This is a genomic window from Streptomyces sp. NPDC059909 (genome assembly GCF_042730885.1).
Taxonomy (GTDB): Bacteria; Actinomycetota; Actinomycetes; order Streptomycetales; family Streptomycetaceae; genus Streptomyces.
This window is the reverse complement of the sequence record NZ_JBHWKX010000063.1, coordinates 23,163-43,846: the sequence shown is the minus strand read 5'-3', so window position 1 is coordinate 43,846 and position 20,684 is coordinate 23,163. Positions and strand designations below refer to the sequence as shown.

Below are 20,684 nucleotides of genomic sequence, written 5' to 3'. Positions count from 1 at the left end.
AGCGGCTCGCACCGATGGCCGTGCACCCACCGGGACCGAGAGGTCACAACCCTACTCGTGAGGGCTGCAGAAGGGATGGTCCTCTAATGAGCACCCTTCGCATGGCGGCCGCCGCCGCCGAGTTCGGCCGCGACCTCGAAGAGGACTTCGCCATCGCCGAGCGGCTGATCGAGGAGGCCCGGGCCGACGGCGTACGCCTGCTCGCCCTGCCCGAAGCCTGTCTCGGCGGCTATCTGCTCAGCCTCGACAACGACACCGCGCTGGACGAGGGCCCGCCCGCGCTCGCTCTCGACGGCCCCGAGATCCGCCGGCTGGCCGCGCTGGCGGGCGAGATGACCGTCGTCGCCGGTTACTGCGAGGCCGGCACGGACGGACGGCGCTACAACAGCGTCGTGTGCGTCAACGGTGACGGCGTTCTCGACAACCACCGAAAGGTTCACCAGCCGCTCAGCGAGGACGCCAGCTATGCCTCCGGCGACCGCTTCCACGCCTTCGACACGCCGGTCGGCCGGATCGGCATGATGATCTGCTACGACAAGGCGTTCCCGGAGTCGGCGCGCGCCCTCGCGCTGGACGGTGCCGAGATCGCCGTGGTTGTCTCGGCCTGGCCGGGCGCGCGGACCAACGCCACCACCGATCTCGCGGGCGACCGCTGGAAGCGGCGCTTCGACCTGTTCGACCGGGCCCGCGCGCTGGAGAACCAGATCGTGTGGGTCTCCGCCAACCAGGCGGGCACGTTCGGGTCGCTACGCTTCGTCGGCAGCGCCAAGGTCGTCGACCCCGGCGGTGAAATACTGGCGGACACCGGTGTCGGCGCGGGCCTGGCGGTTGCCGAACTCGACGTCGCCCAGGCCCTGGAGACCGCCCGCCGCGCCATGGGCCACCTGCGCGACCGGCGCCCGGAAACCTACACATACGCAGGAGCAGTCAGCGCATGAGCACGATCCGGATCGCGGCCGCCGCCGCCCACTTCGGCCGCGACCTGGAGTTCGACCTGGCCCGCATCGCCAAACTCATCGATGACGCCCGCAGGTCGGGCGCCGGGCTGCTCGTGCTCCCCGACGCCGCGCTCGGCGGCTATCTCGCCGATCTGCGCCACCCCGACCCGGAAGCGCTTCCCCCGGCCCTCAAGCCCGACGACCCGCTGATCCTCCAAGTCGCCCGCCTGGCCGCCGAGATGGTGATCTGCGTCGGCTACTGCGAGGACGGCGGCGACGAACACTACAACGCGGCCGTCTGCGTCAGCGGCGACGGAATCCTCGGCCGCCACCGCAAGGTCCACCTCCCCGCCGGGGAAACCGCCGCCTACACACCCGGCGACCGCTTCGACGCCTTCGACACCCCCGTCGGCCGCCTCGGCATGCTCATCGACTACGACAAGACCTTCCCCGAGTCCGCCCGCTCCCTCGCCCTGGACGGCGCCGAGATCCTCGCCTGCCTCTCGGCCTGGCCCACCAGCATCACCAACCGCGCCCCGCGCATGGCCCAAGACCGCCAGGCCAAGCTGTTCGACCTGTACGACCAGGCGCGCGCCGCCGAGAACCAGGTCGTCCTCGCCTCCTCCAACCAGACCGGCGCCATGGGCGGCATGCGCTTCCTCGGCCAGTCCAAGGTCGTCGGCCCCGGCGGCGACATCCTCGCCCGCACCTGGGCCAAGGCCGGCCTCGCCGTCGCGGAAGTGGACGTGTCCGAGGAGATCGACCGCGCGCGCCGCGTCCTGCGCCACCTCGACGAGCGCCGCCCGGCGGCCTACCGGGAGAACCCATCGTGACGTACCGGGAGAACCCATCGTGAAGATCGCCCTGCTGAGCTACTCCACCAAGCCCCGTGGTGGCGTCGTCCACACCCTCGCCCTCGCCGAGGCGCTCGCCGCCGCCGGGCAGGACGTCACGGTCTGGTCGCTGGGGCGGGGCGGCGACGACGGCTTCTTCCGCGCGGTCGACCCGGATGTGCGCGTACGGATCGTGCCTTTCCCCGACGGACCCGCGGCGGAGACCGTCGGGGAACGCATCCTGCGCTCCATCGCCACCCTCCGCGACGCCTTCGACCCCACCCCGTACGACGTCGTCCACGCCCAGGACTGCATCAGCGCCAACGCGGCCGGCCGCTGCGTCCGCACCGTCCACCACCTCGACCACTTCACCACGCCCGAGCTGGCCGCCTGCCACGAGCGGGCCATCGTCGAGCCGTACGCCCACATCTGCGTCTCACGCTCGGTCGCCGACGAACTCGCGCAGGGCTGGGGCCTGAAGGCGGAGGTCATACCCAACGGCGTGGCGTACGACCGCTTCGCCGTCACCGACCCGGCGGCCCGCGTTGCCTGGCGGACCCGCCTCGGCCGCTACGTCCTCACCGTCGGCGGCATCGAACCCCGCAAGGGTTCCCTGGACCTCCTGGAGGCGTACGCGCTCCTGCGTGCCGACCACCCGGACGTGCGGCTGGTGATCGCGGGTGGCGAGACCCTCTTCGACTACCGCGACTACCGCGCCCGCTGGGAGGACCGCGCGGCCGAACTCGGCGTCGAACCGGTCGTCCTGGGCCAGGTCCCCGAGGAGGATCTCCCGCCGCTCGTCGCCGCCGCGGACGCCTTCGCGTTCCCCTCCGTCAAGGAAGGCTTCGGCCTGGCCGCGATGGAGGCCCTCGCCGCCGGGGTCCCCCTGGTCGTCCGTGACCTGCCCGTCCTGCGCGAGGTCTTCGGCCCTGCGGCCCGCTTCGCCGCCACGCCCCAGTACCTGGCCGACGAACTCGGCGCGGCGCTCGCGAACGGCGACCCCGTACGCCGCGAAAGGGGCCGGCAGCTCGCCGCCGGCCACACCTGGGACGCCGCAGCCCAGCGCCACCTGGACTTCTACCGCACGCTGCCCCTCTCTGCGGACAGTGGCGCCACGCGCCTGTCCAGTTCCTCGGATGCCGCGGTACCCGTAGACGCCGGTTCGGAGAACGTCCTGCCCATCGCGGACACGCACAGCGGCGCCTTCGGCGTCAGCCGCTCCAGGACTCGATAGAAGGGCAAGTTGGGCTCGGGCGCCGAGGAAGCGGCCCATCCCCGGCACCTGCAGCCCGAAGCGCGTTGAGGAGAACGCCCGCGCCACCGACCTCACCCTGACCGACGCCGACCTCTCCGCCATCGATGAGGTCCTGCCCCACGGCGGGTTCGGTGCCCGCCGCGCGGAAGGTCACGTGCCCACCTGGATCTGAGGCCCGGGCCGGCGGACCGCCGTCGGGGCGACGCGAGAGTGCGGCTCCCTCCTCGCGAGGGCGGCCTCTTCGTGGACGCGGTCGCGGGACGCCTCGAAGAGGGGAATGAGGTGGTGCATGGCCGGGTCCACGGGCGCGAGGGTCAGCTCGGGGACGATGAAAACGATGACGTGCTTGCCCTTGACCGTGGCCGCGCCCATGACCGTGTGCCCGATCACCACCACGTTGTCGATCCACGCCTTGAGGTTGGAGGGCACCGACAGGTTGTACATCGGAGCGCCGACCAGCAGGGCGTCCGCGGCTTCGATCTCCTCGATCAGCTCCTTGCGCTCGGCGAAGGCCGCGGCCTGCTCCGGGGTGTGCCCGGCGGGTCGATCGTGCCGGCGAAGTACGCGTCGGCGGTGATGTGGGACACGTGCTGGATGGCGAGGTCACGGTGGACGACCGAGCCCTCGGGGTGCTGCTCCCGCCAGGACTTGAGGAACGTGTCCGCGACCGCGCGGGACGCGGAGTCGGAGGCGGGCTGGTAGGACGAGTCGATGTGCAGAAGGGTCGCCATGATGAGCTCCATTGGTCGGTAAAGGTGTGGTCTTGTGCGGAGGCGGCCTGATGGCGTGGATGGCACCGACGGCTACCAGGTGCCGCCCTGCGGAGCGTGGATGATCTCGGGCTGGTTCCTCAGGGTTGGGATCCGGGGCCTCACGGGCCGCACCGATCTAACTTGAGGCCCGCCTCACGGAGCAGCTGCTGCAAGAGCTCGCGAACGCCGGCGGCCGGATCGTCAAGCCCAGCAGCGGTCCGGACTCCGTTAACTGGCCGTCCCGCATCGTTGCTGCACGCAGGTCCGGAAGAATCCCGAAGACGAAGGAGCTGTGCGGCGGTTGGTGCCGCGACGGCTACGAGATCAGGCTCGTCGACATTCCCGCCTGGCGCCTTGCCGTCCTCGAACCCGTCCCCGTACCCTCCCGGCTCACCCGCGCCCACACCGTGGTCCGGGCCATGCAGAACGAACCCCCGGCCGCTGGGCCTCACCAAGCCCGTCCAAGGACGCGCTCTCAGACTCATCCAGGCACTGATCACCGCTGCCGAGGCCCAAGCCTGGATCAGGATCCCCCGCTTCGACTACAACCCGTCCGAACGCCTCCGCATCATCCTCAGCGGCGGTCAGCCACACCGGGCCGGCGAATGGGCCGACACCCCCACACGCCTTCTCGAAGATCAGCTCGCCGAAATCGCCCAAGAGGTCACGCTCCGCGGCGAAGCCGCCGCCGTGGAGCGCCTCGACCCACTGAACACGCCACCCCGGCTGCCCGACATCCCAGAACCACGAGCCGACGACCTGAAGCCCTTCCTCGGGCAATGGAGCCCCTACGGCCCCTGACACGACACCCGCCTGCCGCCCCACGCAGCATCACGGAACGTCAGCACCGAGAAGCGAAGGGGCTCAGCCAACGGCTCGACAGCCGGTCCCCCCAATCGCACATGACAACCCATCAGAATCTGCGCCGTTCGTGCGTCACCATACGGGCATATGCGGCCGGCCTCGGAGCGTACGCGACACAGCCTGCAGCGACTCCTGTGACCGCGAATCCAATCAACCAGGCACGGCTTTACGGAGCCCCCACAGAGGCCAGTACGCCCCCTGCGGTCACTCATGGGCAGAATCCGCAAGTTGGTTAACAAGACCGTTCTTCTCCACGGACGCGTGGACGCCGCTTCTACGCTGGCCGTCATGCGCGAAGTCGAATACCGGAGCAGCGGCGTTCCGTTGGAGGAGTATGAACTCACCCGCAGGGACCATCGCCGTCAGAAGCAGAGCGAGGAGACCAGCGAGTCGGTTCGGCGTCAGGTCGAGGAGGACAACGCCAAATGCCGGGCGGACCCGGCGAGGGCGGAGCGTCGCCGCCAGGCGTTCGAGGATGTCGCGAAGCTGATGCAGTCCTTCAAGAAGGCAGACCACGAGATCATGCGATGGCGTGTCCGGCTGTACTGCGGCCACATCATCGAGACCGAGGCGCACTACACGTACACCGACCCCTTCTCCGCCGGGTCATATAGCAGGCGATGCTCTGAGTGCGGGGAAGACCGGCAAACAATCGTGGCCTTCGAACCCATCGGACTGCGTTGCGAGCCACCGGAAGCAACAGAACCTCCTCCTCCGCCCCCGAAGAAGCCGACACGAGCCGACCTCGAACGACGCGTTAAGACCCTGGAGAAGGAGAACGAACGCTTGCGCGCGAAGCTAAGTGGCTGAAGGCCCCGACACTGCCGACAGGAATGCCGAGCCGAAACAGCGAATTGCCGCACGAGGCGTTCAGCCCCGAGCGCATCCGTGCCACCTGGAGCGGTACCGCGAGCGTCCAGGACGTCGCCCAGGCGTTCGGCATGTCGAGATCAAAGGGCTACGACCTTGTGCGTCGCAGGGAATTCCCCTGCAGTGTGCTGCCGATCGGCAGCACAGCCCGTGTCGTCGCCGCCTCACTCCTCCGCGTCCTCGGGAGCGGCGAGCCAGCAGCCCCGCCGGCCAGACCGGCGGGGCTTCGTCGTGCTGTCAGGTGTCACGCGCGAATCACAGACCTAGTGGACACGCTCCCGGCACAGGACCCCGAAACTGGACATATATGTCCGCATAGGACTGGATGGACGGCCCTGGACGGCTTCTACGACATGTGCCATGTAGTACCGAGCGAGGGCCCGAGGACGAGAACGGGTGCGTCGTCAGGACCGTCGATCCGGTACTGCAGGGTCTTCGGGGGCATCTGCGTCTGCGTCTCACTCACCCGCTCACGCTCCCACATCTCACAATTTCTCACAGGCGGGGGGTCGGGACGCTGGCCAAGCCTCCCCACGCGATGGCGCTTACCTCGATCGAGGCGGGGCGCGAATACGCGCCGAGGACAGCCTCCAGGTCGTCGTACAGCTCGTCGGTGACGGCCTCATGCGCAAGAGAGCGGCGCAGGGACGAGCGGAGCGAGCCCAGCGTCGTGACATCGGTGGAATACCGTCGACTTAACATCTGAGCTGAATCGTCGTTCGTCACCACGGCCATCACGAAGCCCCGTCAAGCTCGGTTTTGAGGAGGCTGAGCCAGACGTCCTTGCCACCGCGGGGGAAGGGGACAACCCGAACCGGTCTGCTACAGCCTTGATCAGGTGGAGGCCGCGGCCACTCTCCTCGTCGCCGGCCGCAGTCATCTCACGTGGGAGCTTCGGGTCCCCGTCGTGGACGCAGAGAGCCACCCCGTCAGGTGTCCGCGTGACGGTGATCTGCGCGCTCCGGTGACCGTCGTCGTCCGGCTCGGTGTGAAGCAACACGTTGGTCAGCAGCTCGGACACCGCGAGCCGTGCGCTGTCACGGAGGTCATCAAGCCCCCACAGCCGCATGTGCGCTCCGAGGATGGTTCTTGCGATGTGCACGGAGCGGGGTGTCACGACGTAGTCCATCTCCAGCAGGCCCACAGTGCTGCGCGTTACGCCACGTGCACCGGGGGGAGCAAGGTCATCGGCATGCTGCTCTTCGCCAACTGGCCGTTCACCCGCCTCGTCCACGCCCTCACCGCACCTGTCGGCTATCTGTTCCGGCCGTACGTCGTTTACCGGTCACGGTCTGCCGGCGTCCCGGCGCGGGGGCCGCCGCGGCTGGGAAGGCCGAGGCTCATAGCACGGGCCGAATATCGAACGCAGAGGCGTTCCGTCAGAGCCCGGATGACCGCGCTGGCTGGGACCAGCGAAGCAGTGCGGGGACAGGCGAGCACGATCTGTCCTCCGGGCATGCGGTGTCCTCGGAGCGCGCCTGGGCGCTACATGGCTCGTACGCCTTGCGGCCGCATGACGTGCGTGTCTGCCTTGGCTCTCTCACCAGGCCTGTGGGAGGGGAAAGGCGGGGCGGCCCCAGCAGAAGGGCCGTTCGGCCCATGCCGAGCCCTCGGGGCACGGGCGAACGTGGTGCCGCACGGCAGTGAGGAGGCGCGATGAATCCGCAGGGGCGAGTCCCCCTCGTCGACCTGTGGCACGACGCCGACCCGGTGTGGTCGCGGCTGCCGTACACCAGCACCGAGAGCCCTATCCGGTCGTTGAGAGGCCCGTCATGAATGGGACCGCGCTGACACCCGATGCCGAACACGCTCTCCTCGCGGATGGCACGACTGTGCGGATCCGCCCGGTGCAGCCCAGTGACCATGCACGGGTGCTACGGCTGTACGAGGAGATGTCCCCGGAGAACATCCGGTTGCGGTTCTTCACCACGAACCGGAACTCTGCCGTGCAGGATGCCGACCGGATGTGCTCCCTGGACCGTCCCGGTCGCCGGTCACTGCTGGCCGAGGCCGGCGACGAAGTCGTGGGGATGGCCGAGTACGAGCGGCTGGAGGCGGGCACCGAGGCGGACGTGGCGCTGGCCGTCTCCGACCGCTGGCACCACCGAGGCGTGGGCACCCTGCTGCTGGAACACCTGGTGTCCCTCGCACGGGCAGACGGAATCACCGCATTCAGCGCCGACGCGCTCTCGGAGAACCACGAGGTGCTGAAGGTCTTCGCCGACCTCGGGCTGAGCGTCACCCGGCATTTCGACGGGCCCGAGGTGCACTGTACGGTCCGGCTCGACGAGGACGAGAGCTATCTGTCCGCGGTGGAGACCCGGGGCAGGACTGCCGATGTGGCGAGCCTCCGCCCGCTGCTGCGGCCCCGGTCCGTGGTGGTGGTCGGCCCTGGACGTCGGCCCGGATCGGTGGGACGAGCAATCCTGCGCCATCTGCAGGCAGGCGGATTCACCGGCCGCCTGTTCGCTGTGCATCCCGCGACGCCGGGCGGCCTGGGCGTGCCCACCTACCCCAACGTCCACGCACTGCCCCAGGCACCGGATCTCGCGGTCCTGGCCGTGCGGCCCTCGGTTGTGCCACTCGTCGCCGAGGAGTGCGGCAAGCGCGGGATCCGCGGCCTGCTGGTCGTGTCCTCGGGACTCGACGCCGACCAGGGGCGGGCGCTGCGATCGGCGTGCCGCTGGCACGGGATGCGGCTCGTCGGCCCAAACTGCCTCGGCCTCGCCAACATGGAGGAGGCAGTCGGCCTGGATGCGACATTCGCCGCCGACCGTCCCCGCCCAGGGACCGCCGGAGTCGCGGTGCAGTCCGGGGGCGTCGGCATCGCGCTCCTCAGCGGGCTGGCCCGGCTCGGCATCGGCGTGTCCACATTCGTCTCGCTCGGCGACAAGTACGACGTGAGCGGCAACGACATGCTGCAGTGGTGGGAGTGCGACGGCCGGACCGATCTGGCCCTCCTGCACCTCGAATCCTTCGGCAACCCGAGGGCGTTCTCCCGCACAGCCCGCCGGGTGACCCGCCGGATGCCCGTGCTCACCGTCGACGCGGGACGCACGGACGCGGGCCGGCGGGCGGCGGCCTCGCACACCGCTGCCGCGGCCACCGCGACCATGACCCGCGGGGCTCTGTTCCGCCAGGCGGGCGTCACCGCCACGCGCAGCGTCGCCGAGCTCCTGGAAACGGCCCCGCTGATGCACTCCCAGCCGCTGCCGAGGGGCCGTCGGGTGGCGGTGGTCAGCAACGCCGGTGGCACGGGCGTGCTCGCGGCCGACGCCTGTGCCGAGGCCGGGCTCGACGTACGGCCTTTCGGGCGCACGCTGAGCGCGGACCTGCTCGCCACACTCCCCCACGGCGCATCGGCCACCAACCCGGTCGACACCACCGCCGCCGTGTCCGAAAACCAACTGCGCCACTGCCTCGACACGCTGGCGGCGAACGCCGAGGTCGACGCGGTGCTGGTGGCGCTCGTTCCGACCGCTGTCGCCGCGGCGACAGGCGACGATCTCACCAGGGCCGTCACCCAGCGACCGGAGCGCCCCGGCCACACGGTCGCCGCGGTTCTCCCCGACCAGGAGGCGTCCGTACGAATGCTCCCGGCCGTCAGCGGTTCGATCCCCGCCTACGCCGACCCGCAGACAGCGGCTCGGGCCCTGGCACACGCAGCATTCCGCGGCGAGTGGCTCGCCCGGCCCACCGGCAGCATCCCGCACCTCGAAGGCATCGACACGGAGCAAGCTGTCGGGATCGTCGCCGCGTACCTGGCCACGCATCCGGAAGGCGGCTGGCCCGACCCGCCGACGTGCGCGGCGATGCTGGACTGCTACGGCATCCCCCAGCTGCCCTGGGCCTGGGCCCGGACCGAGGACGAGGCCGTACGTGGGGCGGAACGCGTCTCCGGACCGGACGGCCCCGCGGTCCTCAAGGCGTACTGGCCAGGGCTGATCCACAAGAGCGACGAGCATGCCGTCCGTCTCGATCTACGCGGTGACGCCGACGTACGGGCTGCACACCACGACTTCGTCAGCCGGTTCGATGGGCAGCTGGCCGGTGTCCTCGTCCAGCCGCTCGCCGAGCGCGGCGTTGAACTGTTCGCGGGTGTCGTCCAGGACGAAGTCTTCGGCCCGCTGGTCCTGTTCGGACTCGGCGGTACGGCGACCGAGGTGCTCGCCGACCATGCCGCCCGGCTGGCGCCTCTCACCGACCAGGACGCCCACGACCTGATCGGCGCGCCGCGCTGCGCCCCATTGCTCTTCGGACATCGCGGCGACCCGCCCGTCGATCTCGCAGGGCTCGAACAGCTCCTGCTGCGGCTCTCCCGGATGGCCGGTGAGCTGCCGCAGCTCGCCGAGGCCGACTTCAATCCCGTCCTCGCCCGCGCAGCCGGGATCTCCGTGGTCGATGCCCGCCTCCGGCTGCTGCCCCGGCGCTCCGTCGATCCCTACCTGCGTCGGCTCCGCTGAAGCTCAAGATCGCCCGATTCCTGGCCGAAAGTACGGGTTGAGCGGCACTCCCGTTGTCCGCACGACGCGCAAGCGCGACCGGTAGGGCTGGTGCGCCCCGGTGCCGTGAGAATGCCGGCAGGCGGCCGGTGGGGTTCCTTCAGGGACCATTCGGTTCTGCCTTCGTGAGACAGCTCTGCCTTCGTGAGACAGCGGCGGAGAGTGGTGAGGAGGCCGAGCCCGGAGTCCGCGACCTAAAGGCTCCCAAAAGGAGTGAGCACATGCAGCACCGCACCATCTTCGACGTGATGACACGGAGCGTCGTTACGGCCAACCCTGGCTCGTCGTTCAAGGAGATCGCCCAGCTGTTCCACGACAACGACATCACAGCTGTTCCGGTCGTCGACGACGAAGGCCATCTCCTCGGCGTCGTCTCGGAGGCGGACCTGCTGCGCAAGGCGGCGAGCCTGCCCCACCCGGACGGGCGCCGTGCCCGGCTCGGGCTCATGCCGGTGGACCCGGCACGGGCCGAGGATGAGACCGCTCGGGCCATGATGACCTCTCCCGCCATCACGGCCCGGCCGGCCTGGAGCATCGTAGAGACGGCCAGAACGATGGACCGCAACAGCGTCAAGCGGCTGCCTGTGATCGACGAGTCGGGGAAACTCGTCGGCATCGTCAGCCGCTGCGACCTGCTGCGGCCGTTTCTGCGGGGAGACGGCGCCATCAGCGACGAAATCCACCGGGACGTGCTGGAACAGACCTTGGGGCTCCCTCCCGGCACCGTGCATGCGACCGTACGGGATGGTGTGGTGACACTGACTGGCCGGGTCGCGGAGCGTGCCGACGTCCCGGTGATCGAACGCCTGTGCCGCTCCGTCGACGGCGTGGTCGCCGTGCACCAGACGATCGGCTACGAGTACGACAACTTCGGGTTGGATGTCGAGCCGCCACGGGGGTACCTGGCCTCCGGCGGGCAGCTCGGCGTCTGACGTTCCTGCCCGGATCGGCACGACAAGGCGGAAAGGACCTATCCGCTTCTCGCAGATCCTGATCGCGCGGTGCACGGCCGCCAGCCGCTTCTCCGCGTCCCTTCAGAGGTCCTTTCCGTCAATTCCAGGGAAGCACCCGGCGCACTCTGTCACCAGGGCCCAACGGTCCTTTGGTCGGCCCTGCCCGCGGTGGCCCTCGACAGCCACGCTCGGAGCTACGAGGTATTTACAGCGGCAACGAACAGTCGTACCAGGCCGTTGGTGGCGTGGTGATGCACACCGTGATCGCCGTGGGACGCGAGGCCCGGCTGACCGTCCGGCGCCCGGTTCGGTGCGCTGACGCCGCCAGTACGGGCCAAGCACCAGCGACTCGCGGATGGTGACATCGTGTTCGAGAAGCGGTCGGTTACCCAGGCAGAACGTGTGCGTACAGGATGTGGCCGCACGATCAGCATCTCCAGGTTCGTGCCCGATGGGCTGCCCGCCGAGATGGGACGAGTGGTGCTCGACACCGTGTACGAGCCGTATGACCGCACTGAGGTCTGGGCCTCCTTGACGCCTGAGGAGGCCAGGCGCATCGCCGGGCTTCTGCTGTTCCAGGCCGAAGCGGTCGAGCCCTCGCAGCCCGGCCTGGCACAACACGCCGAGGCCGTTCCGCTCGCAGGCGATGCCTATGAAGTCACGGTGCGAGGACACGTACTGACGGTTGACCAGCCCGTTACGGACGGTGGCCGTGACACGGCGCCGACGCCGGTGGAACTGTTCGTGTGCTGCCATGGCGTCGTGCGTCGCGCACTACGCCGGGAGGTTCCTCGACCGCCACGGCATCGCCCGGAAGGGGCTCCGTGTCGCTGCCGACTACACGATGGCTTCAGAACGCCCGGCGCGTGTGGCCTCGTTGAGCATTTCCGTCGACGTCCCCGACCTGCCCCCGGCCCGTACCACTGCCATGCAGGCGGTGATCTCGCACTGCACCGTCAAGAACACACTCGAGTTCCCATCCGAGATCGCCATCACGCTGAAGAACAGGAACCAGGATCCCGGTTCCGCCGCCGGGCGTGAGGCGGGGGCCGCCCCGCCCTTTGACGCTCTCACGCGCCGCTGAGGTGGTCTTTCACTTCGGTCACGTCGTCGAGGTCCTCGATCTGCGCGAGGAGTCGCGGGACATCGGCCTCCGCCATCCGGCCGCTGAGGTCGACCACGCCGTTGCGTACGGCGACCTCCACGGTGCTCTGGGCGGCCGGGAATCGTTTGGCGAGGATCCTGGACTCGATCTCCTCGCGGATTGCGGCGTCATCACGTATCAGTGCGTTGAGCAGGGCGTTCCTGTGCACTACACCGACGAGACGCCCGTCGTGATCCGTCACCGGTAGGCGCTTGAGACGGGACAGCGACACCAGCCAGGCCGCTTCGGCAACCGTTTGGCCGGGGTACACGGAGACCGCCGGGGTGGTCATCAACTCCTCCGCGGTCTCGCCACGTGCCTTGTCGTGCAGCCGCCGTTCCCTCAACCGGCCGAGCGCGCCCGGACGGTGCCCCGACGCCTCCACGGCGGCCTTGGCCAGTAGATCGGACTCCGACACCACACCCAGCACATGGTCCTCAGCGTCGACGACCGGCAGTGCACCGACGTGTTCACGGGTCAGACTCCGTGCGATGTCCAGGAACGGCGCGTCTCCGCGCAACGATGCGGCCGGTACGTCCATCACCTCACGAACCAGCAAAGGCTCGGGTTCACCGCCCGCCGCAGCGGCCTCGCTCACTCGCTCGGCGGGGGCCGACCCGGTGGCCGTGGGCCGGCGTGCGGCAGCCTGTTTCGCGGACACCGAAGCCACCGCGCCGAGGTATCGCAGCAGCAGATCCTCGCGCCGGGGCTCGTCGGGCCTCGGCGTCCCGTCCGGTACCTCGCGGCGAGCTTCGGCTCCTGCCGACGACTTCTCGCGTTCAGTCATGGTCGGCTCCTCACTCCGGGCCGAGTCGGCCCTGCCCTCCCAGTCTCCCGCTGCCAGGGCTCAGCGGTCCTCGTGAGCCGATGGGGGCACGGTGACCACAGGGCAGACGGCCCTGTGCAACAGACCGTGCGGAACGGAACCGAGTCGCATGCCGGTGAAGCCCTCCCGGCCACGGCGCCCCACGACGACGGCGAGGGCATGCTCAGCGGCCTCAGCCAATGCCTCCACCGGGTGCCCCCGCAGCACTGCATGGCTCAGCGGCACGTCCTGGTACGCGGCGGACCGCGCAGTGGTCGCTTCGTGCAGCTGCCGGTGGCACGACTCGAGCGCAGCCTGCTCGTCGAGGAATCCGAGCAGTGGGCGCTGCCACACCCCCACCGCACGCACCGAGGCACCTCGCGAGGCGGCGGTTGCCAAGGCATGGTCCAGGGCGGCGTCGGCCGACGGGCTGCCGTCGACCCCGACCACGAGATAGGGCGGCTCCTCCACCGTACGCTCGGCTTCCGGCACCACGACCACCGGACAGGCGGCGTTCGCGCTCACCGGGACGGTCGTCGAGAGAGCGCTGACCACTTCCGCCAGCCGCCCCAGCCGACGCGAGCCGAGGACCACCAGTCCCGCCGTGCGCGGACTGCCGTACCAGCGCCTGCGCCGGATTGGCGTCCGTGATGAACCGCGACGGGTGACCGGCAGCACCGCGTGGACCAACTGCAGGGGCACCCCGCGGCGGGCGGCTTCATCGGTCCCCCCAGCTGACGCAACGCCTTGTGATGTGCGGTCTCCTCCACGCCGCGCACCTGCATCGCACGGGGCAGCAGCCATCGGCTACGGCCGACTCATACCTGCACGGTAGGCAGGGGCGGTCGACTCGGCAGGACCGAGTGACCCCCCTTCATGGAAGCCGATCGTCCGTGCAACGGCACCCCTGGGGACTTTCGGACCTCGATGATGCCTCTTCAGCGCCCCTGCGATCTTGCACCTGGTGCGGTGGACTGGACCTATGTCGTAACCGCGATACCGAGGAGCCTGGTCATGGCTGTACTCGCACGCAAGCAGAAGTTCCCGTTCCCTGACCTGCCCGATTGGTTCGAGGCATTCCCCGCCCGATTCACCATGCCGGCCATGGCGGATCTGTACCCGATGAAGATCGAGGAGTACACCGAGGAGGGCCGGTACGTGGTCCGGGCCGAACTCCCGGGCATCGACGTCAAGGATCTCGACGTCACCGTCGACGACGGCGTCCTCACCATCAAGGCCGAGCGCACCGAGCGCGAGGTGGACAAGCACCGCAGCGAGATCCGCTACGGATCCCTCACCCGCAGTCTCACTCTGCCCAAGAGTGCGGACGAGAACGACGTCCGAGCCGAGTACGCCGACGGCATGCTGACCGTCAGCGTGGGCCTCGGCGAAGAGAAGCCGGAACCGAAGCACATCGAGATCAAGCACGCCACGTGAGTCGCGGCCCCTTGACGCCTTGGCGGACTTCCAGACAGTCCGCCCAGGCGTTTCGCGCAGGGGGCGCTCCCGCGGTCGTGGCCATGGGCGGGATGCCACTCTTCGCACCCGTGAGCTGGCCGTTCGGCCACCGCCCTGCGTCACGGCCCGCCAAGCTGATGACGGTGGAAGGGCGGCCGTACTCATGGCCACCGAAGGAGATTCGCACCATGACCCGTCATCTGACCGCTGGCGTGGACGGCTCACCCGAAAGCCGCTGGGCGGCGGCGTGGGCCGCCGACGAGGCCGCGTTGCGCAGCCTGCCGCTGCGCCTCGTCTACGCCGAGGACTGGCCCGTATCCGTGACCATGCCGGTGAGCGGCCTCGAGACGCAGCAGCAGTTGGTCCGACGAGATGCTGACCGAGATCGCGAACGACCTGCTGGGGCGCCGTCCCGGGCTGGAGATCACCACTCGGCGGCTCTCTGCGCGGCCGCCGGCGGCCCTGTCCGCCGAGGCGGGCGAGGCGGATCTGCTGGTCCTCGGCTCGCGTGGGCTCAGCCGTATCACTGGATTCCTCATCGGCTCGGTCGGCATGGCCACGATCAGCGCCACCGAGCGGCCGGTCGTCCTCGTGCGGGCGGCCGAGCGGCCGGCCGACGGGCCGCCGCCCCGTACCGGCCCTTACCGCGACGTGGTCGTGGGTGTGGACGTTCACGAACCCTGCGACGCTCTCCTGGCCTTCGCCTTCGACGAGGCGGCACGGCGCGGCTGCGCGCCGTGTACGGCTGGTCGCTGCCCCCGGTGCTCAGCCCGGACCCACGCTCGATCAGGGAGTCCGCCAGGGGGCCGCCGCGGCCGTCGACCGCGCACTCGCCGACCTGCTGATGCCCTGGCGGCAGAAGTTTCCCTCAGTGGACGTCGTTGAGCGGGCGCTCATGGGCGCTCCCCGGGGAGCAGCTGGTCCACTGCGCCGCCGAGGCGGATCTCGTGGTCGTCGGCCGACGTATCCGCCAGTCCCCCTGGGAGCCCACATCGGCCCCATCACCCATGCGGTGATCCACCACTCCCCGGCACCCGTCGCCGTCGTCGCCCATGACTGATCGCCGTGCATGAGGGCCGCTTCCTTTACGAGAGCGCGCGACCGCACCGTCCAAGCCCGGCGTAAGAGCCATGTCAACGTACGGCCGATGTCCCACATGGCCGACCTCCGCTACGGAACAAGGCCGCATGGGGCACACAGCCGGGCCCTGTCGGCCCAAGTGCGCCGCCCTGCCGCTGACGCCGCCTGGGTGTGTACACGGTCGGCACCCGTCCTGAGCAACCGCGGGGGCCGGAACCTGGGAGGACACCGATGAACAGCACCTTCCTCCACGGACTGCCGTCGGAGGGCCAGGACCGTCTGATGGCCTGCTCGCACGAGGTCTCGTTCCCCGCAGGCACACGGATCTTCAACAGGACGGAACGACGAAGGCCAGCGTCGTGCTGGACACGGGATCGACCGTGCTCACCTCCTACGGGGTCGCCCACTGCAATCCCGCGGACAAAACGTGCCGGAGATCGGCGACGAACTGGCCGCGAGCTGCGCCGTCCACGATCTCGGGCGTGCGCCGGCAGGCCGTCGTGTCGAAACCCGTGGGCCAACCGCCCGAGTTCCCCATGGTGCAGGCGGTTGGCCCGCTGGGGGTGGCTCCGGAGTGGTGTGCTTGATGTGCCGACGGCACAGGCAACGAAGGCTCCGGCGGGTGGTGTGGGCCCGGTCGCCGCGCAGGTGACTCCCCTCTTACGTGGATCACCACTGCCCCGCCGACGGGCACTGGCCGCGATCGACGAACAGGACGACGAGGTCAGGTGGTTCGTCCTCAACGCCGAGGCGAACGCCGAGGTCGACATCACCGCGCTCGACGCGCTGGACGCCCTTCGCCGGGACCTGGAAGGGCGCAGCATCGTCTTCCGCCCTGGCATGCGTCAAGCAGGACCTGCAGACGGAACTGGATGCGTACGGCCTGACCTCCTCGGTCGGTGCAGACCGTATCTTCCCGACCCTCCCGACAGCCGTCGACGCCTACCGGGCCTGGTGCCAGAGGCCCGGTGGTGGTACTGGACCGCGTCATCCGGCGTGACGCGACGCGACCTCTCTCCGCGCGCCTTCGGACACGCCGTCGCCCTGAGCGACGACCGCGCACCGCCTCAGTGTCCTGCGCTTGAACCCGGTTGCGGGGATGGGCTTGTTTCGGAGCCGTGAAGCCGAGCAATACCGGTTGGACAGGTTGAATCTGAGCAATACAGGATGAGTAGCGCAAATCCGACAAGACGCCCAATCACGGTCGATGGCGATGGGCCGATGCTGCCGCTGCGCCAGGAGGCTGGGAACGGTGTCACGCACACGACGCGAAGGAGGTCCGCCCGATGCCCCACCATGTCACCGTCGGCCTGGACGGGTCCCCCGAGAGCAGCGCCGCCGCCGAATGGGCGGCACGAGAGGCGCTGCTGCGCGAGGTGCCGCTGCGCCTCGTGCACGCGGACGAGTGGCCGGTCTCGGCAGCCATTCCTGTCGCCGGCCCCGATGTGCGGCGCCGGTGGGCCGACGAACTCCTGGCCGCTGCCGCGGAAGAGCTGCGGCAGGAGTATCCCTCCCTGGAGATCAGCACCCGGCGACTGTCCGGGCGGCCTGCCGCCGCTCTGTCGATCGAGGCGGCCGAGGCCGATCTGCTGGTGCTCGGTTCCCGCGGCCTGAGCGGCGTCATGGGCTTCCTCCTCGGATCCGTCGGCATGGAGACGATCGGTGCCACCGAGCGGCCGGTCGTGCTCGTACGGGCGCCGGGACAACCGGGCGGGCGGACCGAGGCCGCTCCGGAGGGTCGCTTCGGCGGTGTGGTCGTCGGCGTGGACATCCACCACTCCTGCGACCCGCTCCTGGACTTCGCGTTCGACGAGGCAGCGCGGCGCGGCGTCCGGCTGCGGGCGGTGTACGGCTGGTCGCTTCCGCCGTTCGCCCGCGACGCCTCCGCACTCGCAGCAGCCGAACGGGAGATGAGCCCCGATATCGCGCGGCGCCTCACGCACATCCTGGCGCCCTGGCGGCAGAAGTTCCCCTCGGTGGAAGTCGTCGAGCGGTCCCCCATCGGCGCGCCCTCTCAGCTGCTGGTTCACGCGGCCGCCGACGCGGAACTGGCGGTGGTCGGCCGACGCATCCGCAGATCCCCCCTGGGCGCGCACATCGGGTCCGTCGCCCACGCCGTGATACACCACTGCGCCGCGCCCGTCGCCGTCGTCGCCCATGACTGACCGCCCCGGCCGGGCGGACACAGTGCTCCAGCCGGCCTTCGATGTCGCCGCCGCGCTCCCGCTCCCGGGCTCTCGCGTGTCGGAGGCGGTCGCTCGTCCCTCATGTGGGGACGCTTGGCCTGTGAACGTCGCCGTCGCGGTGCCGGCCGCCCTGCTGTCTGCACTCTGCTTCGGCGTCGCCTCGGTGGTTCAGCAACAGGCGGCGCGCGAGGCGCGCGCGCAGGAATCGCTGCGTCTTCGGCTTCTACTCGACCTGGCCCGCCGACCGAAGTGGCTGTTGGGTATGGGCCTGGTCATCTCCTCCTACGCGTTACTGGGCCTCGCACTGACCTTCGGTCCACTCGTCCTGGTCCAGCCACTGGCAGCCACCGATCTCGTCTTCGCCCTGCCGCTGCTCGCCTGGCGCCGCAGAATGCCCCTGACTCGCAATCGTTTCACCCGCCTCGCGGACCAGCACAACGACACCGCCTACCCCATGTCCTGCGCCGATGGGCACAGCGACCGCCGGGCCCAGACCGGCGAATCGGTGGGCCTGCCGGCGGAGACTCGCTCCCGGCCCTCTGCCGGGGGATCCGGCGTTAGGCAGAGTTTGCTCTCACAGCGCCAGTTGTCTCAGACGTTGCGTCACCCGTTCGTATAGGCCCGTCGCGGTGTGTTCGCAGCGGGTTGGTCAGCGGCGGCCGATCTCGTGTCGTTCAAGAAGTGGGAAGGCGGGCGCCTCAGTCCTCGGCTTGGCGTGCGAGCTGGAGGACTTCGGCCAGTTGTTTCACGCTGGGGGCGCCGGCGGTGTGTCCGTCGGTGTCGCGGTAGATCCGGCACGAGCGCTGACGGTCGTGTTGGGCGTGGCGAAGGGGTCGGTGCCGTTGATCAGCGGGGTCGGGGAACCGTGGATGCCGTACCGGGCCGCCTCCACCTCCTCGCTGACCAGCCGCAGTCCGGCGGGGTGGCGTCATGGGACAGCACCTGCTCCAGGCGCTCAAGCATCAAGGCGACGTTTGGGCAGTCGGACACCGCCAGCAGGACAGGATCCATGATCATCCCCCTTCGACGCCGCGGGGTGGCTTGTACTGGTCATGGTAGATCTCCCGCCGCGTCAAGAACTGGGAGTGCGGTCATCGAACTGGGATGGGGTCGCGTATAGCGTGGCAGTGCGAGAAAGGTGGCCCCCAGGTGCCCGCGCCTCATAACGCTCGCGGTCCCAGGTCCATGGCCGGCCAGTCGAGCAGTCGGGCTCCGATGACCGCGGTCTGCAGGGTGTAGCGGTGCATGGGGTCGGCTGGATTGGAGCCTGTGAGGCTGTGTCGTCGGGTGCGGCGATCGGTGGCGGGGTGGTGGTGGTGGTGGTGGGCAGGCACGGCACCCACCTGCTCGGCGTGATCACCGCCGCCCACCTGCTGCACGAACTCCTCGGCGCCGTGGGCGACGACGGCCGTACGAAACGGCCCTAACTGCCGGCGACGGCTCGCGCGGACTAACTCAGCCCGGACGTCCGGAGGATGGCGCGGCACACCTCACCCTCGATCCGATGACCCAGCTCGCCTCACCGTCGATCCGATGACCCAGCGACTCGATGGCCGTCGCCCCGCACAGCAGGGTCCCGTTGCCGCAGGAGCAACGGGCCCCTTGCTCCAACATGTGCCAGATCAGCGGATTGGAAGCCAGCACCCTCGGATCCAACTGCATCCGCTCGCCGTGCACATCACTCAGCACCAGACGCGCCGCCACTCCGTCGTACAGCCTCACCGAGACCAGGCAGTGCGGGACTTGGCGGAGTAGTAGCCGGCGTCGAGGTGCACGGTGATTTCGTCGGGCAGCGGCCCAAGGTCCGTCAGGAGATCGAGGGTTGGGGCCAGCAGCGGCGAGTCGTGGCAGTTGGCCCGGCCAGGACACGGCCGAGCGGGATGCCGTAGCCGTCGGTGTGAAGAAGTAGGACACAAGACTCCAGCGGCTGGGCGTAACGACCGCGGAACCTAACAGCCGAGCTTCCCCGCCCAGTTCGCTCCGTCAACGAGCTGAGACAGGTAGAGACACTGGTCCTAACCGCGTCTCGCCGGACTCGTGCCCGGAGATGTGCGGGCTGGTCACCAGGGTGCCGGTGGAGAATGCCCCGCCCATCAGGCTGCCCTCCACGGGCAGCACGAGCCCGCGGTACTCCGCCGCCTCCCGGCCGATGGCCACGTCCACTGTCAGCGCGCCAGGGCGTCCGCGTTGAGGGGCTTGCCGCGGGCACACAGGTCATGCAGGAGGGGAACCGTGGTGCGCCTGGCGTTCCCATCGGTCCTGGGCCTGAGCGGCGATGACGGCGGCCTGGATGCTGCCGCTCCACACCGAGCTTGGCCAGCAGGCGGGAGATGTGGTTCTTGACCGTCTTCTCGGCGAGGTAAAGCCTCTGGCCGATCAGCCGGTTGGTCAGGCCCTCGCCGATCAGTGCCAGGATCTCTCGCTCACGAGAAGTCAGATCCGGCAACGCGACCGCTTCCGGATCTTCCTTCTGGTCCGCCCGCAGCCGGGCCATCAGCCGGGTGGTGGCGCTGGGATCGAGCAGGGACTGGCCGGCGGCCACCGTGCGTACCGCCGAGACCAGGTCCGAGCCCTGGATCTGCTTCAGCACATAGCCCGAGGCCCCCGCCATGATCGAATCGAGTAGTGCTTCCTCATCGTCGAAGGAGGTCAACATCAGGCAGGCCAGGTCGGGCATGCGGGAGCGGAGTTCCCGGCACACGGTCACGCCGTCGCCGTCCGGCAGGCGCACGTCGAGCACGGCCACGCGCGGTCGCAGGGCGGGGATGCGTGCCAGGGCCTGCTCGGCGGTGGCGCCTTCGCCGACCACGACGATGTCCGGCTCGTCGTCCAGCAGGTCGTGGACCCCGCGACGCACCACTTCGTGGTCGTCCAGCAGGAAAACGCGGATCGGGCTGTCGGTGCCGTACTGCTTGCTGTCCACCATCAGGGTGCTCCTGTCGCGCGCCGCCTGCGCCGTGCGGTGACATGCTGCCTGCGGTGGCGCATCGGCGGCCCCGTCATGGCAGATCCTGCGGGATTCAGGGCCGAAGGACCAGGGCCGA

The 20,684-nt window shown here is 69.6% G+C and carries 16 protein-coding genes and 6 pseudogenes; 15 read left to right on the top strand and 7 right to left on the bottom strand.

Annotation, left to right across the window (positions count from 1 at the left end; all coding sequences use genetic code 11):
• The first annotated feature begins 86 nt into the window (after positions 1–86).
• From ACFV9O_RS31160 to ACFV9O_RS31150, 3 genes are read left to right on the top strand one after another with little or no spacing between them, the layout of a single operon-like run.
• On the top strand, positions 87–938 hold the full coding sequence (locus ACFV9O_RS31160; protein ID WP_385423689.1) for a carbon-nitrogen hydrolase family protein: 852 nt from the start codon (positions 87–89) through the stop codon (positions 936–938).
• On the top strand, positions 935–1,771 hold the full coding sequence (locus tag ACFV9O_RS31155; RefSeq protein ID WP_385423687.1) for a carbon-nitrogen hydrolase family protein: 837 nt from the start codon (positions 935–937) through the stop codon (positions 1,769–1,771). The genes ACFV9O_RS31160 and ACFV9O_RS31155 overlap by 4 nt, the downstream gene beginning before the upstream one ends.
• Before the next feature lie 19 nt (positions 1,772–1,790).
• The gene (locus ACFV9O_RS31150; RefSeq protein WP_385423685.1) at positions 1,791–3,005 is read left to right on the top strand and encodes an MSMEG_0565 family glycosyltransferase; all 1,215 of its coding nucleotides are present in this window, start codon (positions 1,791–1,793) and stop codon (positions 3,003–3,005) included.
• Between the two features lie 171 nt (positions 3,006–3,176).
• On the opposite strand, the pseudogene ACFV9O_RS31145 reads toward ACFV9O_RS31150, so the two are convergent.
• Positions 3,177–3,757: pseudogene (locus ACFV9O_RS31145) on the bottom strand (FMN-dependent NADH-azoreductase).
• A gap of 1,113 nt (positions 3,758–4,870) precedes the next feature.
• Between ACFV9O_RS31145 and ACFV9O_RS31140 the strand changes: the two are divergent.
• On the top strand, positions 4,871–5,452 hold the full coding sequence (locus tag ACFV9O_RS31140) for a hypothetical protein (protein WP_385423683.1): 582 nt from the start codon (positions 4,871–4,873) through the stop codon (positions 5,450–5,452).
• Between the two features lie 555 nt (positions 5,453–6,007).
• Here the strand turns inward: ACFV9O_RS31140 and ACFV9O_RS31135 are convergent.
• Both ACFV9O_RS31135 and ACFV9O_RS31130 read right to left on the bottom strand, forming a co-directional pair.
• Positions 6,008–6,247 carry a hypothetical protein gene (locus tag ACFV9O_RS31135; protein WP_385423693.1) on the bottom strand — a complete coding sequence of 80 codons (240 nt, stop codon included), beginning with the start codon at positions 6,245–6,247 and terminating at the stop codon, positions 6,008–6,010.
• Positions 6,135–6,581 carry an ATP-binding protein gene (locus ACFV9O_RS31130; protein ID WP_385423691.1) on the bottom strand — a complete coding sequence of 149 codons (447 nt, stop codon included), beginning with the start codon at positions 6,579–6,581 and terminating at the stop codon, positions 6,135–6,137. The genes ACFV9O_RS31135 and ACFV9O_RS31130 overlap by 113 nt, the downstream gene beginning before the upstream one ends.
• Positions 6,582–6,704: 123 nt before the next feature.
• On the opposite strand from ACFV9O_RS31130, the gene ACFV9O_RS31125 reads away from it, so the two are divergent.
• The 4 genes from ACFV9O_RS31125 to ACFV9O_RS31110 all read left to right on the top strand — a co-directional run bounded on the left by ACFV9O_RS31125 (position 6,705) and on the right by ACFV9O_RS31110 (position 12,051).
• Positions 6,705–7,172 (top strand): respiratory nitrate reductase subunit gamma, encoded by a 468-nt coding sequence (locus tag ACFV9O_RS31125; RefSeq protein ID WP_385423681.1) that lies wholly within the window; start codon positions 6,705–6,707, stop codon positions 7,170–7,172.
• A gap of 112 nt (positions 7,173–7,284) precedes the next feature.
• Positions 7,285–9,975 carry a GNAT family N-acetyltransferase gene (locus ACFV9O_RS31120; protein WP_385423679.1) on the top strand — a complete coding sequence of 897 codons (2,691 nt, stop codon included), beginning with the start codon at positions 7,285–7,287 and terminating at the stop codon, positions 9,973–9,975.
• Between the two features lie 260 nt (positions 9,976–10,235).
• Positions 10,236–10,946: a CBS domain-containing protein gene (locus tag ACFV9O_RS31115; RefSeq protein ID WP_385423677.1), complete on the top strand. Its 711-nt coding sequence runs from the start codon at positions 10,236–10,238 to the stop codon at positions 10,944–10,946.
• Positions 10,947–11,721: 775 nt separating this feature from the next.
• Complete coding sequence (locus ACFV9O_RS31110) at positions 11,722–12,051, top strand: OsmC family protein (protein ID WP_385423675.1); 330 nt, start codon at positions 11,722–11,724, stop codon at positions 12,049–12,051.
• Here ACFV9O_RS31110 and ACFV9O_RS31105 read toward each other — a convergent pair.
• Together ACFV9O_RS31105 and ACFV9O_RS31100 are read right to left on the bottom strand one after the other, a co-directional pair.
• On the bottom strand, positions 12,038–12,898 hold the full coding sequence (locus ACFV9O_RS31105) for a CBS domain-containing protein (protein WP_385423674.1): 861 nt from the start codon (positions 12,896–12,898) through the stop codon (positions 12,038–12,040). The two genes, ACFV9O_RS31110 and ACFV9O_RS31105, sit on opposite strands and share 14 nt — an antisense overlap.
• Positions 12,899–12,958: 60 nt before the next feature.
• The gene (locus ACFV9O_RS31100) at positions 12,959–13,618 is read right to left on the bottom strand and encodes a universal stress protein (RefSeq protein WP_385423672.1); all 660 of its coding nucleotides are present in this window, start codon (positions 13,616–13,618) and stop codon (positions 12,959–12,961) included.
• Positions 13,619–13,930: 312 nt separating this feature from the next.
• On the opposite strand from ACFV9O_RS31100, the gene ACFV9O_RS31095 reads away from it, so the two are divergent.
• From ACFV9O_RS31095 to ACFV9O_RS31065, 7 genes and pseudogenes are all read left to right on the top strand, one after another.
• Entirely contained in the window at positions 13,931–14,353 is a 423-nt protein-coding gene (locus ACFV9O_RS31095; protein ID WP_385423670.1) for an Hsp20/alpha crystallin family protein, read from the top strand.
• An 83-nt stretch (positions 14,354–14,436) separates the two neighbouring features.
• Positions 14,437–15,259 (top strand): annotated as a pseudogene (locus ACFV9O_RS31090) (universal stress protein).
• Between the two features lie 482 nt (positions 15,260–15,741).
• A pseudogene (locus tag ACFV9O_RS31085) lies at positions 15,742–16,106 on the top strand (dsRBD fold-containing protein).
• A 29-nt stretch (positions 16,107–16,135) separates the two neighbouring features.
• Positions 16,136–16,454, top strand: a pseudogene (locus ACFV9O_RS31080) (STAS domain-containing protein); the annotation flags it as partial.
• A gap of 286 nt (positions 16,455–16,740) precedes the next feature.
• Positions 16,741–17,619 carry a universal stress protein gene (locus ACFV9O_RS31075; RefSeq protein ID WP_385423668.1) on the top strand — a complete coding sequence of 293 codons (879 nt, stop codon included), beginning with the start codon at positions 16,741–16,743 and terminating at the stop codon, positions 17,617–17,619.
• 121 nt (positions 17,620–17,740) lie between these two features.
• Entirely contained in the window at positions 17,741–18,259 is a 519-nt protein-coding gene (locus ACFV9O_RS31070) for a DMT family transporter (RefSeq protein ID WP_385423666.1), read from the top strand.
• A 658-nt stretch (positions 18,260–18,917) separates the two neighbouring features.
• Entirely contained in the window at positions 18,918–19,067 is a 150-nt protein-coding gene (locus ACFV9O_RS31065) for a hypothetical protein (RefSeq protein WP_385423664.1), read from the top strand.
• A 309-nt stretch (positions 19,068–19,376) separates the two neighbouring features.
• On the opposite strand, the pseudogene ACFV9O_RS31060 reads toward ACFV9O_RS31065, so the two are convergent.
• Together ACFV9O_RS31060 and ACFV9O_RS31055 are read right to left on the bottom strand one after the other, a co-directional pair.
• A pseudogene (locus tag ACFV9O_RS31060) lies at positions 19,377–19,543 on the bottom strand (IS5/IS1182 family transposase); the annotation flags it as partial.
• A 311-nt stretch (positions 19,544–19,854) separates the two neighbouring features.
• Positions 19,855–20,566 (bottom strand): annotated as a pseudogene (locus ACFV9O_RS31055) (response regulator).
• Between the last annotated feature and the right edge of the window lie 118 nt (positions 20,567–20,684).